Below are 12,921 nucleotides of genomic sequence, written 5' to 3'. Positions count from 1 at the left end.
CGCCGGGCGGCGGCGCCAGGGCGTGCGGCGCGGCGGCAGACTTAGATGTAGCATACAAATATGTATGCAGGCACGATGTGGTGGTCGTCCGTCGCCCACACCCTGGCGGCGGCGACGCGAGTCGAACGCAGGTGGTGTGAACCCCGGGCCCTGGCGCGGGCCACCGTCGCCCTGGTCGCGGGCTCGGTCATCGGCTGGGCCATCGACGACCGCATGGCGTGGGCCATGATGATGGTGGGCACCTTCATCTGCGGCATCTGCACGATCCTCCCCGCCACCCGCAACCGCTTCTCCCTCAGTCTGATCAGTGGTGCCGCCTTCACCGCCGCGGTGTTCGCGGGCGTGTACCTGCACGAGCTGGGCTGGTGGGTCCTCCCCGTCCTGTTCGTCGGCGCGTACGTCGCCGGCCTGTGGCGCGCGTTCGGCGTGGTCCCCGGAATCCGCGCCTGCCTGGTGGTGATCGGCGCGATGATCACCGCGGACCTCTCGCCCGGTGTTGACCAGGGCCTGATCATGGCCCGCTGGATCGCGGTCGGCGCCGGCATGGTCGTCGTCGCCCAGTTCCTCCCACCGTACGGTCCGCGCCACCACAACCAGCGCCGCAGCCTCGCGGCCCTCTACAGCGCCCTCGCCGGGTACGCCGCCGCGGGCTCGGCGGGCCGGCTGCCGTCGACGCCGTTCACCCTCGCCCGCACCGCGCTCGGCGTGCTGCCGGCCTTCGCCCGGCGCCCCGCGGGCCCGCTCTTCGCCCTGTACGGCGCCGCCGAGGAGGTCCGCCGGGCCCTGAAGATGACCGCGCACGCCACGGACGTGCCGCGCACGGCCGTGGCCGCGACGCTGAACGCCGTCGCGGCGGCCGTCCGCAGCGGTCGCGCCACCGACCTGGACGCCGCCTTCGGCGCCCCCGCGCGGGAGCTGGAACACTGGCGGGGAGCGGAAGCGGACCTGGTGCTTCCGCGGCTTGCCGAGGCCCTCGACATCGCCCGCTACACGCTGCGCCGCTCCGATCGGCCCGGTGAGTTCGAGATGGGCGAACAGCACCTCGTCGGCTTCCCCGCCGGCGCGGCCCGCTTCGGCCGGCAGCGGCTGGCCGCGGAGCTGCGCCCCGGCGCCCCGCTGTTCATGAACTCCATCCGGCTGGCCGTGGGCGCCGCCGCCGGCGAGGCGATCGGCCGCTGGATCGGCGACTTCGGCGGACACGGCCTGCCCTCCCACGGCTTCTGGGCCGCGCTCACCACGATTTTGGTCCTCTTCCCCGACTACGGGCACACCCTCACCCGCGGCTGGGGCCGGTCCGCCGGTTCCGTCATCGGTGGCGTCGCGGCCTGGGTGCTGCTGCTGCCGGACGTCTGGAACCACGACGCGATGGTCGTCGCCGCCACCGTGCTCGCCCTGCTGGCCTTCTACGTCCTGCTCATGGGCCAGTGGGTGCTGAACATCTTCATCACCGCCTGGATCGTCTTCCTCATCGGCGGCATCGGCCTGTACCCGGCCGCGGAGGCCGCCTGGGGCCGGGCTGCCGACACGGTGGTGGGCGCGCTGGTAGGCATGGTGATCTTCCTGATCCTGCCGACGTACCACCACAACCGGCTGCCCGAGCTGCTCGCCCGCTGGGTCGAGGCACAGCGCGACCTGTTCGGCGCCCTGCTGGAGGGGTACGCCCGGGTCGGTGCCGTGGACCCCGCCGGGCTCGGCACCCTGCGCGACCGCGCCCGGCAGACCCGCGAACGGCTCGAGGCCGCCATCGGCAGCCTCGCCCACGAGCCGCGCAGCCACCGCGCCCGCTGGAGCGCCACCGAGCTGGCGGCCATCCAGTCCGCCGTCTTCGACGTGGGCCGCGCCGCCGCCCTCGTGTACGGCAACCTGCCACGCACCCGGTCGGACGCCGTGCCGGAGACGGCGCTGTTCGCGGCCGAGGTCCGGGACCACCTCGACCGGCTCGCCGAGGATCTCGCCCTCGACGCCCCGCTGCGCACCGGCGACCTGCGCGAGGCCTTCGACCGCGTCGCGAGCGACGGCCGCCTCGCCCAGCTCACCGACCCGACGGCCCCCGACGGCATCTCGCACGCCCGCAGCCGTGCGCTGACCGCGTGCCTCCAGACGGTGACCTCGGTGGAGCGCCTGGAGCGGGTGGCGATGGGCCGCGCGGCCTGACGCGCCCGGGGGCGCCTGGCCACCAGACGCCTGGACCAGGCCACCGAGACGTCTGACCGGCTACCGGGACGCCTGGACCGGCTACCGGGACGCCTGGACCGGCTTCCGAGACGCCTGACCGGCTATCGGGGCGCTGGACCGGCTTCCGAGACCCTGACCGGCAGCCGGAACGCCTGACCGGCCACCGAGCATGGCCCGGACCCAGGCGGACCACAGACGAATCACAGGGTGTCGCGGCAGAGTCGGGGCATGTCTGCTGCCTGCGGGACCCGCGAAGGTGCGGTCCGAGTACTGATTGTGGACGATGAGCCCGAACTGGCCGAGCTGCTGTCGTGGGCGGCCGTCGAGGCGGGCTGGCAGCCGTTCCTGGCGCGGGATGGGCACAGCGCGCTGGCGCTCGCGCGCGGCTGCGCCCCCCACGCCGTCGTCCTGGACTGGATGCTGCCCGACCTCGACGGCCTGCGGGTGCTGCGAACGCTGCGGTACGAGAACGCGAAGCTGCCCGTGCTGATGCTCACCGCCCGCGACGCGCTGGAGCACCGCCTCGACGGGCTGTCGGCGGGCGCGGACGACTACGTGACCAAGCCGTTCTCCGTGGAGGAGGTCATGCTGCGGCTGCGGGGACTGCTGCGCCGCACCGGAGCCGAGGCGGCCGAGGGCGAGTCCGTGCGGGTGCTCGGCGATCTGGTGCTGGCCGAGAAGACCCGGCAGGTGCGGCGCGGCGGGGAGTCCATCGCGCTCACCGCCAAGGAGTTCGACCTGCTGTGTTTCCTGATGAGCCACCCGCGGCAGGTGCTCAGTAAGGCGCAGATCCTCAACCACGTGTGGAGCAGCTCGTTCGAGAGCGAGGGCAACCTGGTCGAGGTCTACGTCTACAGCCTGCGTGGCAAGATCGACAAGGGGCGGGCTCCGATGATCCACACGGTGCGTGGCGCCGGATACGTCATCAGGGCCGCGAGCCAGGGGAGATGAGGGTCCGGAGTGCGGGCCTGGGCGCGCGGACGCTCCGGGCCAGGCTGGTGTTGTTCACCACCGTGACCTTGGCGGTGGTGTGCGTGGCGATGGCGCTCGCCACCGTGTTCGTCCAACGCTCCCATCTGTACGCCGAGTTGGACCAGCGGGTGCGGGACGCGGCCGAGCGCAGTCAGGGCGGTCTGCAACGGCGCGCGGGAGATCCGACGGACCTGGGTTTCCTCAACGAGCGCGGCCAGCCCATCGGCACCGTCGCCGCCCGGCTGGTCGACGGCGAGGTCACCGCCGCCGAGGTGGTGACCTCGAACGGCCGCCATCGGCCCCTCACCGCCGCCCAGCGCGCGGCTCTGCACGGGATCACCTCGGACGGCACGCTCCACACCCGTACCCTCCCCGGCCTCGGCACCTACCGGATCACCGCCGCCCGCGGCGGCGGCCCTCCGGTGCTGGCCGGGCTCCCCACGGACGCCGTCCAGGACACGCTGAGCGACGTGGTCGCGACCGAGGCCGTGATCGCCTCTGTCGGGCTCGCCGCCGCGGGTGCCGCCTGCGCGGTGGTCATACGCCGCCAGCTGCGGCCGCTCGGCCGGGTGGCCGACACCGCCGCCGAGGTCGCGCGGGCACCGCTGGACCGTGGCGAGGTCACGGGGCTCACCCGGGTCCCCGCCGGGGACACCGACATCCGTACCGAAGCCGGACAGGTGGGCGCCGCGCTCAACCACCTGATCGACCGGGTCGAGTCCTCGCTGGCCGAACGGCAACGCAGCGAGGACCGCATGCGCCGCTTCCTCGCCGACGCCAGCCACGAACTGCGCACACCGCTGGCGTCCATCGCCGGATACGCCGAGCTCATGAACCAGGGCGGCACGAAGATCGAACCGGCTCGGGCGTGGCGCCGCGTGTCGGCGCAGTCCGCCCGCATGACCGGGCTCGTGGAGGATCTGCTGCTGCTCGCCCGCCTCGACGAGGGACGGCCGCTACGGGCCACGGAGGTCAACCTCGCGACACTGGTCGCCGAGGCGGTATGGGACGCGCGGGCCGCCGGGACCGGCCACGACTGGCAACTCTCGCTCCACCTCGACGAACCGGCCTCGGTGACCGGCGACCCGGACAGGCTCCACCAAGTGGTCGCCAACCTGCTGGCCAACGCCCGGGTGCACACCCCGCCCGGCACCAGGGTCGCCGTCGCCGTGGAGGCGACATGCGCACGCCGTGTGATCCGGGTACGGGACGATGGCCCCGGCATCCCGCCCGACCTCCTTCCGTCCGTCTTCGATCGTTTCACCCGCGCCGACACCTCCCGCTCCCGGTCGGCCGGCCAGGGCGGTGGCTCGGGCCTGGGCCTGGCCATCGCCGCGGCGATCACTCAGGCGCACGGCGGTGACATCGGCGTCCGAAGCGAGCCGGGACACACGGAGTTCACGGTGACGCTCCACCGCTCCGGCGACGGTGCTCGGTATTGAACGGAAGCGGGTGAATGGAAGCCGGCGAACGGAAGCGGGTGAACCCAAGCCGGTGAACGGAGTCCTTCTTCGGGTGGCCGGTCGCGAACCGCCCTCAGCTCAGCCTCAGTTACGTCCGTCAAGGTGTACCCCCGATGGCCGGTCCACCAGGGACGTGCCACCTCACGAAGGGAGCGGGCGACCATGTCCGAGCTCGACACCGGTGAGTCCGGGGAGAAACCGCGACACGTGGCCGAGGCCGCCCACCGCGCCGACGCGAGCCGCCGCAACTTCATGCGCAAGGTCTTCTTCGCGTCCGGCGCCACGGCCGTCGCGACGATGGGCGGCGCCAGTGCCTGGACGGCGCTGGCCGACGACACCACCGGCACGGCCGACGCCACGGCGAGCCCCACCCCGAGCGAAGCCCCCACCGGGCCCCCGGGCGGCGGTGCGGGAGGACCCGGCAACCAGTCGATCACCGAGGACTTCTTCGGCCTGACCACTGACGGCAAGCGGATCGACGACCTCTTCACCATCCACTCCACCGGCGTCGCCACCGCCCCCGTCGTCGCCGCCGCGCAAGCCTTCCTGGCCGGCCTGACCGACGACCAGAGGTCCGCGACCCAGTTCACCGTCCACTCCACGGAGTGGCGGCTGTGGAGCAATGTCGACGGGTACGAACGCCAAGGCGTTTCCCTCACCGATCTGACCGACACGCAGAAGGACCTGGGCACGGCCCTGCTGGAGGCGGCGCTGAGCGCCGACGGCCTGGAGACCACGGAGAAGATCCGCCGTATCAACCAGGCCGCGGGCGAGGCCATCGACAGCACCGACCGGTTCAACGAGGACGCCTACTACTGGACCGTGCTGGGCACTCCCTCGGACACCGAGCCCTGGGGCTTCCAGTTCGACGGTCACCACTTGGTCATCAATTACTTCGTGCTCGGCGACCAGGTCGTGATGAGCCCCTGCTTCTGGGGCTCGGAACCCACCTCGATGGAGATCGACGGCGAGACGGTGGCCGTGTGCCACGAGGAGGTCGTGGCCAGTCTCGCGTTCATCAACTCGCTGACCGAGGCACAGCGGGCGGTCGCGATCGAGTCCTCGACCAAGTCGAACGAGTCGATGAAGGCGGGGGCCTTCTCCGACAACGCGGTCCAGGAGTACACGGGTCTGCGCGGCAACGGGCTCACCGGCGCGCAGCGGAAGAAGCTGCTCGGTATCGTCGAGGCCTTCGTGGGGCGGGCCAAGGCCGATGCCGCGAAGGTGAGGATGGCGGAGGTGCGGGGGCACCTGGACGACACGTACGTCACCTGGGCCGGCGGAACCGGCGACGACGACGCCTTCTACGTCCGCGTGCACAGTCCCGTCGTCTGGGTCGAGGTGGACTGCCAGTCACCCGGCCCCCTCGCCGGCGCGTACGGCGCGAGCCAGGGCGGTGCCCCCACCCAGAAGCATGTGCACTCCGTCATCCGTACCCCCAACGGCAACGACTACGGCAAGGAACTCATCCGCCAGCACTATCTGACCTCGCCTCACCACCGCTGAAAACCCTCCGCGGGCCGCCCTCCGCACGCCCATGTGAGGGGGCGGCCCGCGCCGTTACCGGGAGCCACCCAGGCCGGGGTACGGTGCGAGACGGCCTACCATCCGCACCGTTCTCGAACGAAGGAGAGCCGCCGCATGCGCACTGCTTCCCTGGGTGCCGCCCTCGGGCTGGCGTCGGTCGTCGCCCTGACGTCCCTGGTCCCAGCGAGCCCGACCTACGCGGCGGAGACCGTCGCCGGACGGGCGCACTGCCCCCGCCTGTCCACCTCGCTCGCGTGGTACGGGGACAACAGGGAGCAGCTTCAGCGAGTGATCGACGAGCACGGCACGTGCGGTAACCCGCATCTGCGTGACGGGGAGCGGCCGGTCGCCGCCTTCGACTGGGACAACACCGTCTCCAAGAACGACATCACCGACCTCGCCATCGCCTGGGCTCTCAAGCACGACAAGATCCTGCGACCGGCGCACTGGTCCGACACCAGTCCCTGGCTGACCGAGGAAGCCGACCGGACCCTGACCGAGGCATGTGGCACGGACGTGCCCGTCGGCGCGCCACTGCCGACGTCCACCAACACCGCCTGCACGGACGAGATCTTCTCCATCCGCAGCGAGGCCACCTTGATGAACGGCCACAAGGCCTTCGCGGGCACGTGGAACAGCCGCCGGACACTTCCCCAGTACGCCTGGGTGCCCCAGCTGTTCGCGGGCCACACCGAAGCCGAGGTCACCTCCTACGCGCGGAAGTCCCGGGCCGAGGCGCTGGCCGCGCCCATCGGCGCCACACAGCGGGTCGGCAGCCACACCCTGCACGCCTATGCTCGCTACAACCCGCAGATCAAGGACCTGATCCGGGTCCTGAAGAAGGCGGGCTTCGAGGTGTGGGTGGATTCCGCCGGCAGCACACCGGTCACCAACGCCTGGGCACCTGGCGTCGGCGTCGACCGCGAACACGTCCTCGCCATCCGCAACCTGCTCGACCGTCAGGGGCGGATCACCTACACCCAGGAGGGGTGCGGTGGCGAACCCGACAGCAAGGGCGCGGTCATGCCGTACATCGAGGGCAAGCGCTGCTGGCTCAACGAGAAGGCCTTCGATGTCACGGGGCCTGCCGCCTGGAAGCGGCAGGCCCCTGAGAAGCGCCTGGTGATCGGCGCGGGCGACGCCGACACCGATGTGACGATGGTCGGCGACGCCACCGGCGCGGGCCTGGTCCTCAACCGGAACAAGAACGAGATCATGTGCCGGGCCTACGACAACGCGAACGGCACCTGGCTGATCAACCCCATGTTCATCGAGCCGCTGCCACGCAAGGAAGCCGTCTACCCCTGCTCCACCACGGGCTACACGAACCCCGACGGCACGCCGGGTCCGGTGCGGCGGCAGGACGGCAGTGTCATCCCGGACCAGACGGACACGGTCCACGCAGACTGAGCCCACGGGGGAGCGGACCGGAGGCGCTGACCACCGCGCGCGTGGTCAGCCCGCCGTCCCCGGAACCAGGAGGTCACCCGCGATGCCCCCCTTGTCCGGGGCGTAGTAGTCCTTGATCCCGGCGACCCAGGTCGTCACCTTGATCCGGTCCGCGTCCGAGGGGCCGAAGGCGTCGAAGAGCGCTTCGATGTTCGCGTCGTGGAACCCGATCGCCCGCATCAGCGCGACGAACGCGGGGCGTTCGATGAGCCCGTCGCCGTCCGGGTCGCCGAGCGCGGCGAGCGCGTCGGCGAACACGCCGATCGTCGCATCGAAGCGCTCGGGCGAGAGCACGCAGGCTTCGAACTCCTCGTAGCTGATCTTGCCGTCGCCGTTTGCGTCTAGTTCCGTGACCAGGGTCGTCCAGTACTGGCGGAACGCCGCGCGCATCGCGTCCTTCGCCGCCTCGTCCGCGTCGGGCGCGGCCTCGGTGACGTTGGTCGCCATGAGGTCGAAGTCATCGGCTTCGAGGACGCCGTTGCCGTTGGCGTCGAACAGGGAGAAGACGTGTGCGACCCGCTTGGTGGCCTCCGTGCGCATGAATGCTGTCACCCTTCTTCGAACCGTCAGCTGTTCCTCGCTCACTATTGGGCCGACGGCCTGCTCATACGATGGGCATCCCTTTTTGTTCACTCGAAAGGTGGAAACCGCGCCGCAAGGAGGCCGCAAGGAGATGGTCGGCCTGCTTCCTATGGATGTCAGTCCTCGGGGCGCAGCAGACCGCGCCGGTAGGCGGGGACGAGGCGGCGTGGTACGCGGTGTTCGCGCCCGTCGATGGTGAGCGTCACCAGCTCCGGTGCGCTCGCCCGCCACTGTGCGCGGCGGTGGCGGGTGTTGCTCCGGGACATCTTCCGCTTGGGGACGGCCATGGCGCATGGGCCCTTTCACATGTGGTCGGTGGTGTCTCGCACACGGTATATGAAAATGGGTACCGTTTCCATTTGGGCAACGTAGGGGCGCGCCAGCGACGTGTTAGTCGGGTGTTAGGGGTTCGCCAGCGGCGGCGGACAGAGTTGTTTCCAGGACGCGGAACGCCGGACGGAAAGCGCGGAAGGCGCGGAAAGCGCGCCGTGTCCCGGACACACTTCGACCACCCCTGGGGGGATTCCATGTCGCGCAAGACCGTTCTCCGCCGTACCCGTACCCGTACCGTCGCCGCCGCGTCGCTGATCGCCGCTGCCGCGCTCTCGCTCACCGCCTGCGGGAGTGGCGACTCCGGGAACGATGCCAAGGGGAGCTCATCCGCGGTCGCCTCGACCAGCAACTCGGGCGGTTCCGGTGCCGAGGTCGGTACCAAGGTGGGCATCGCGGCCGACACCTCCTTGTCGGCGAGCCGCTGCACCACCGGCCAGCTGGACGCCTCGTGGGCGTCCGAGGTCGGCCCGGACATGAACAACGACGGGCAGCAGACCGTCCTGGTGATGCTGAAGAACACCGGCTCGGCCGACTGCTCCATGGTCGGCTTCCCGGGCGTCCAGCTCCAGACCGAGCACGGCGAGACCTGGGATCTGCGGCGGGACAACGAGAAGCCCAAGCCCGTGACGGTCGGCCCCGGCGAGCAGGTCGCCTTCGACATCACGTTCCTGGCGTCGACCCGCGACGACGACCGGAAGTTCGCGCCGAACCAGGTGGTCATCACCCCGCCGAACGAGCGCCGGAACCTCGTGCTGGACTGGCCCTACGGCGGCGCGCTGCTGGACCAGTCGGCCGCCACCCACCCGGGCACCTTCATCGGCCCGGTCAACGCCGGACACTGACGTCCGAGGACACGGAAGGGATTCCCGCACCCGCACGGGGTGCGGGGATCCCTTCAGCGTCGGACGGGACGCGACGGGTACTGGGAGCGGACCGAAGGGGGGAGCTCCCGGAGGGCAGAAACGTGCTGTCAGACAAGTCGCGCCCGGTCATCACCGCAACGCTGCCGGTAGTGGCCGACCGCATCGGCGAGATCGCCCAGCGGTTCTACCGGCACCTCTTCGCCGAGCACCCTGAGCTCCTGGACGGTGTCTTCAACCGCGGCAACCAGGCGCACGGCCAGCAGCAGCAGGCGCTGGCCGGCTCGGTGGCCGCGTTCGCCACCACCCTGGTGGAGACGCCGGAGCGGGTGCCGGAGCAATTGCTGCGGCGGATCGCGCACAAACACGCCTCGCTCGGTATCCGTCCGGACCAGTACCAGGTCGTCCATGACCACCTGATGTGGGCGATCGGCGACGTGCTCGGGGACGCCGTCACACCGGAGATCGCCGCGGCCTGGGACGAGGTCTACTGGCTCATGGCCAACGCCCTGATCAACCAGGAACGCGGCCTCTACAGCGCCCGTGGCGTCCGCCCGGAGACGGTGTGGCGGGACTGGCGGGTGGAGCGGAAGATCAAGGAGACCGACGAGGTGGTCACCTTCGTGGTCAAGCGGATCGACGACCGTCTGGTGAAGGCCTCACTGCCGGGCCAGTACGTCACCGTCCGGATGCGGATGCCCGACGGCACCCTCCAGCCCCGCCAGTACAGCCTGACCCGTGCCGACGACGGCGAGCACCGCCAGTTCTCGGTGAAACGGGTGCGCGGCGAGGGCGGCGACCCCGAGGGCGAGATGTCGGCGCTGCTGCACGACCACGTCGAGGTGGGCGATGTCCTGACCCTGTCGCTGCCCTACGGCGACGTGGTGCTCGACGACGCGGGGCGGCCGGTGGTGTTCGCCAGCGCGGGCATCGGCGTGTCCCCCATGGCGGGGATGCTGTCGCACCTGGTCGCCGCCGAGTCCGGGCTGTTGATCACCGTGCTCCACGCCGACACCGACGAGGCGTCCTTCCCGCTGCGGCGGCAGGTGGTCAATGACGTCCTGGCGCTGCGCAACGCACGGATGTTCCTGTGGTACGAGAAGGGCGCGTCCAGCCTCGAACCGGTGGACGGAGTCTTCGAAGGCCTGATGGACCCGACCGCCGCCGACATCCCCGGCGACGCCCTCTACTACCTGTGCGGCCCGCTGCCCTTCATGCAGGCCGTCCGCAGCCGGCTGATCGACTCAGGAGTCGCCCCGCACGACATCCAGTACGAGGTCTTCGGCCCCGACCTGTGGCAAGCGGACCTGGCCTGAACCCGGTTTTCCACCACCGGGCTCCTCACGGGCTGCTCCGGGCCCGGTCAGTCCTCGGCGGGCACTCCTTGCCGTGGGCCGGAGCCCAGGACTTTGGCGGTGAAGTCCGCCAGTTGCGCCCGCATCCTCTCCCGTGGCGCGCGCTCCTGCCCGGCCAGGTGCTCGACGAGATCCGCTCGGGTGGCGGCGAGCAGGGCGTGGGCGGTGAAATCGCCGTCGGCCAGGCCGGGGATCTGCTCCAGTACGGCGCGGAGCAGGCCGTGCCACCGCTCGTAGTGCTCCGCCTGGTACGGGCTGCCGCTCCCGCTTTCCTCCAGGGCCAGGGCGAGGCGGCGGTTGTCGAGTTTGAAGCACAGGACGGCGTCCAGCAGGGCGGGCACCCGCTGCCGTGGCGGGGTGGCGGGCCCCAGGGGCGGTGGGCCGGTTTCGACGGCCTCCCTGAGCGGTGTGAGCCGGGCCTCGTACAGCGCGCGCAGCAGCCCGGCGCGATCGCCGAAGGCCCGGAAGAGCGTGCCCTTGCCGACGCCCGCCGCTGCCGCGACCTCGGCCATGGTGACGTCCTCGGGACTCTCGCGGCGGGCGAAGAGGGCGTCGGCGGCCGCGAGTACGGCCTCCCGGTTGCGGACGGCGTCCTTGCGGGACTGGCGCTCGGGCATGCTGCTCCTCCATGGGCGAATCCATTTGCGAACCGGACCGCGGGTCCGTATCGTCAAAGTGGACCCTGGGTCCGGATTCTATGAGATGAGAGGAATGGAGGACACCCATGTCCGCACCGACGTCCCCGGCGGATCTCTTCCGCCACAGCCTGCGGCTGCTGCTGGACAAGGACATCGACGGCTGGGTCGGCCTGTGGGCCGAGGACGGCGTCATGGAGTTCCCCTTCGCCCCCGACGGCTGGCCCGAGCGGTTGGCGGGCAAGGAGGCCATCGCCGCCTATATGCGCCACTACCCCGACCACATCGATCTGCGTGAGTTTCCCGCCCTGCGGATCCACCAGACCACCGATCCGCAGACCATCGTGGTCGAGATGCGCGGCGTCGGCCGCCTGGTGCGGACCGGCAGCCCCTTCGACATGACCTACATCGCCGTCGTCACCGTGCGGGACGGGCGCGTCACCTCCTACCGCGACTACTGGAACCCCCTCGCCGTCCTCGAACCCGGCGCCGACTTCACCAGGAGCAGCCGATGACCACCGACGGCACCACGTCCACCACCGGCACCACCTTGGTCATCGGGGCCACCGGTACCACCGGCGGCCGCACCGCCGCGCGGCTGACGGCCGCCGGCCACCGCGTCAGGGCCGCCAGTCGGCGTGCCACCCCGGTCGCGGGCGCCGAGCCGGTGGCCTTCGACTGGTACGACCCCGCCACCCACGCCGCCGCGCTCGACGGAGTCGATCGGGTCTACCTCGTACCACCCCTGGGCGACTCCGAGCCGGCGCGGGTCATGCTGCCGTTCCTCCAGCGGGCCCGCGCCGCCGGAACACACCGCGCGGTGCTCCTGAGCTCCTCGGCCATCCCCGAGGGCGGCCCGGCGGTGGGAGTGGTGCACCAGGCCCTGCCCGGTCTGTTCGAGCAGTGGGCGGTGCTGCGGCCCTCGTGGTTCATGCAGAACTTCACCGGTACGCACGCGCACGCTCAGAGCATCCGTGAGGACGGCACCATCTGGACCGCCACCGGAAGCGGCCGGGTCGGCTTCGTCGACGCCGAGGACATCGCCGCCGTCGCCGTGGCCGCTCTGACCGCCGAACACGCCCCCAACACCGATCTCGTCCTCACCGGACCGGAGGCGCTCGGCTACGACGACATCGCCACGATCCTCACCGAGGTCACCGGCCGGCCCGTGGTCCATCGCCGGCTGTCCTACGAGCAGCTGCGCGATCGCCTCGCGGCGCATACCCCGGTGCCGTTCGCGGCCATGCTGGCCGGCCTGGACCGCGCCATCGCCGAGGGGGCGGAGGACCGCGTCACCGACACCGTCCAGCGCCTCACCGGCCGGCCCGCGCGGTCCTTCCGCGCGCTCCTCGAAAGCGAGCCGTGGTGAACAGCCGCCGGCAGGACGACGCGGCGGCCGACGTCGGCGCCGGACGCGCTGCCCGGCACACCGGCCGTGTGGTGCTGGTGGCCCACAGTCCGGGGCGCTGGGCGGCGGCCGGTTGGCTGACGACCCGTACCGCACCCGCGAGGTGGCCGAAGACCTCGCGGCGCGCTGGGCGGCGTGGTGGCACCTGGGGGGCGCATGCGG

At 71.3% G+C, this 12,921-nt stretch carries 12 protein-coding genes and 1 pseudogene; 10 read left to right on the top strand and 3 right to left on the bottom strand.

Annotated elements, in window-relative coordinates; all coding sequences use genetic code 11:
* The first annotated feature begins 60 nt into the window (after positions 1 to 60).
* From PS467_RS08000 to PS467_RS07980, 5 genes are all read left to right on the top strand, one after another.
* Positions 61 to 2,154: an FUSC family protein gene (locus PS467_RS08000; RefSeq protein ID WP_311034650.1), complete on the top strand. Its 2,094-nt coding sequence runs from the start codon at positions 61 to 63 to the stop codon at positions 2,152 to 2,154.
* 249 nt (positions 2,155 to 2,403) lie between these two features.
* Positions 2,404 to 3,126 (top strand): response regulator transcription factor, encoded by a 723-nt coding sequence (locus tag PS467_RS07995; protein WP_311034649.1) that lies wholly within the window; start codon positions 2,404 to 2,406, stop codon positions 3,124 to 3,126.
* Positions 3,123 to 4,589 carry a sensor histidine kinase gene (locus tag PS467_RS07990; RefSeq protein ID WP_311034648.1) on the top strand — a complete coding sequence of 489 codons (1,467 nt, stop codon included), beginning with the start codon at positions 3,123 to 3,125 and terminating at the stop codon, positions 4,587 to 4,589. Before PS467_RS07995 ends, PS467_RS07990 begins: the two co-directional genes overlap by 4 nt.
* Before the next feature lie 183 nt (positions 4,590 to 4,772).
* Positions 4,773 to 6,116 (top strand): DUF3500 domain-containing protein, encoded by a 1,344-nt coding sequence (locus PS467_RS07985; protein WP_311034647.1) that lies wholly within the window; start codon positions 4,773 to 4,775, stop codon positions 6,114 to 6,116.
* A 135-nt stretch (positions 6,117 to 6,251) separates the two neighbouring features.
* Complete coding sequence (locus tag PS467_RS07980; RefSeq protein ID WP_311034646.1) at positions 6,252 to 7,547, top strand: haloacid dehalogenase-like hydrolase; 1,296 nt, start codon at positions 6,252 to 6,254, stop codon at positions 7,545 to 7,547.
* Positions 7,548 to 7,592: 45 nt separating this feature from the next.
* Here PS467_RS07980 and PS467_RS07975 read toward each other — a convergent pair whose 3' ends face one another.
* Positions 7,593 to 8,126: an EF-hand domain-containing protein gene (locus tag PS467_RS07975; RefSeq protein WP_311034645.1), complete on the bottom strand. Its 534-nt coding sequence runs from the start codon at positions 8,124 to 8,126 to the stop codon at positions 7,593 to 7,595.
* Positions 8,127 to 8,284: 158 nt separating this feature from the next.
* A complete protein-coding gene (gene rpmF, locus PS467_RS07970) occupies positions 8,285 to 8,455 on the bottom strand; it encodes a 50S ribosomal protein L32 (RefSeq protein WP_311034644.1) in 171 nt (56 codons plus the stop codon).
* A gap of 240 nt (positions 8,456 to 8,695) precedes the next feature.
* Here rpmF and PS467_RS07965 point away from each other — a divergent pair, with 240 nt between their 5' ends.
* Both PS467_RS07965 and PS467_RS07960 read left to right on the top strand, forming a co-directional pair.
* Entirely contained in the window at positions 8,696 to 9,343 is a 648-nt protein-coding gene (locus tag PS467_RS07965) for a DUF4232 domain-containing protein (protein ID WP_311034643.1), read from the top strand.
* Between the two features lie 122 nt (positions 9,344 to 9,465).
* On the top strand, positions 9,466 to 10,677 hold the full coding sequence (locus PS467_RS07960; RefSeq protein WP_311034642.1) for a globin domain-containing protein: 1,212 nt from the start codon (positions 9,466 to 9,468) through the stop codon (positions 10,675 to 10,677).
* A 47-nt stretch (positions 10,678 to 10,724) separates the two neighbouring features.
* Here PS467_RS07960 and PS467_RS07955 read toward each other — a convergent pair whose 3' ends face one another.
* Positions 10,725 to 11,333: a TetR/AcrR family transcriptional regulator gene (locus PS467_RS07955; protein WP_311034641.1), complete on the bottom strand. Its 609-nt coding sequence runs from the start codon at positions 11,331 to 11,333 to the stop codon at positions 10,725 to 10,727.
* A gap of 107 nt (positions 11,334 to 11,440) precedes the next feature.
* On the opposite strand from PS467_RS07955, the gene PS467_RS07950 reads away from it, so the two are divergent.
* The 3 genes and pseudogenes from PS467_RS07950 to PS467_RS07940 form a co-directional block, all read left to right on the top strand.
* Positions 11,441 to 11,866 carry a nuclear transport factor 2 family protein gene (locus PS467_RS07950; RefSeq protein ID WP_311034640.1) on the top strand — a complete coding sequence of 142 codons (426 nt, stop codon included), beginning with the start codon at positions 11,441 to 11,443 and terminating at the stop codon, positions 11,864 to 11,866.
* The gene (locus PS467_RS07945; RefSeq protein WP_311034639.1) at positions 11,863 to 12,720 is read left to right on the top strand and encodes an NAD(P)H-binding protein; all 858 of its coding nucleotides are present in this window, start codon (positions 11,863 to 11,865) and stop codon (positions 12,718 to 12,720) included. The genes PS467_RS07950 and PS467_RS07945 overlap by 4 nt, the downstream gene beginning before the upstream one ends.
* 142 nt (positions 12,721 to 12,862) lie before the next feature.
* A pseudogene (locus PS467_RS07940) lies at positions 12,863 to 12,910 on the top strand (hypothetical protein); the annotation flags it as partial.
* Positions 12,911 to 12,921: the final 11 nt, after the last annotated feature.

The sequence above is a fragment of the Streptomyces luomodiensis genome (genome assembly GCF_031679605.1).
GTDB lineage: Bacteria > Actinomycetota > Actinomycetes > Streptomycetales > Streptomycetaceae > Streptomyces > Streptomyces luomodiensis.
The sequence above is the reverse complement of the archived record's forward strand: the minus strand, read 5'-3'. Positions and strand labels throughout refer to the sequence as shown.

Bases quoted from the DNA above. Each gene is read 5' to 3' on its own strand.
- PS467_RS08000 (WP_311034650.1), top strand. From the start codon at position 61: ATGTATGCAGGCACGATGTGGTGGTCGTCCGTCGCCCACACCCTGGCG.
- PS467_RS07995 (WP_311034649.1), top strand. From the start codon at position 2,404: ATGTCTGCTGCCTGCGGGACCCGCGAAGGTGCGGTCCGAGTACTGATT.
- PS467_RS07990 (WP_311034648.1), top strand. From the start codon at position 3,123: ATGAGGGTCCGGAGTGCGGGCCTGGGCGCGCGGACGCTCCGGGCCAGG.
- PS467_RS07985 (WP_311034647.1), top strand. From the start codon at position 4,773: ATGTCCGAGCTCGACACCGGTGAGTCCGGGGAGAAACCGCGACACGTG.
- PS467_RS07980 (WP_311034646.1), top strand. From the start codon at position 6,252: ATGCGCACTGCTTCCCTGGGTGCCGCCCTCGGGCTGGCGTCGGTCGTC.
- PS467_RS07975 (WP_311034645.1), bottom strand. From the start codon at position 8,126: ATGCGCACGGAGGCCACCAAGCGGGTCGCACACGTCTTCTCCCTGTTC.
- rpmF (WP_311034644.1), bottom strand. From the start codon at position 8,455: ATGGCCGTCCCCAAGCGGAAGATGTCCCGGAGCAACACCCGCCACCGC.
- PS467_RS07965 (WP_311034643.1), top strand. From the start codon at position 8,696: ATGTCGCGCAAGACCGTTCTCCGCCGTACCCGTACCCGTACCGTCGCC.
- PS467_RS07955 (WP_311034641.1), bottom strand. From the start codon at position 11,333: ATGCCCGAGCGCCAGTCCCGCAAGGACGCCGTCCGCAACCGGGAGGCC.
- PS467_RS07950 (WP_311034640.1), top strand. From the start codon at position 11,441: ATGTCCGCACCGACGTCCCCGGCGGATCTCTTCCGCCACAGCCTGCGG.
- PS467_RS07945 (WP_311034639.1), top strand. From the start codon at position 11,863: ATGACCACCGACGGCACCACGTCCACCACCGGCACCACCTTGGTCATC.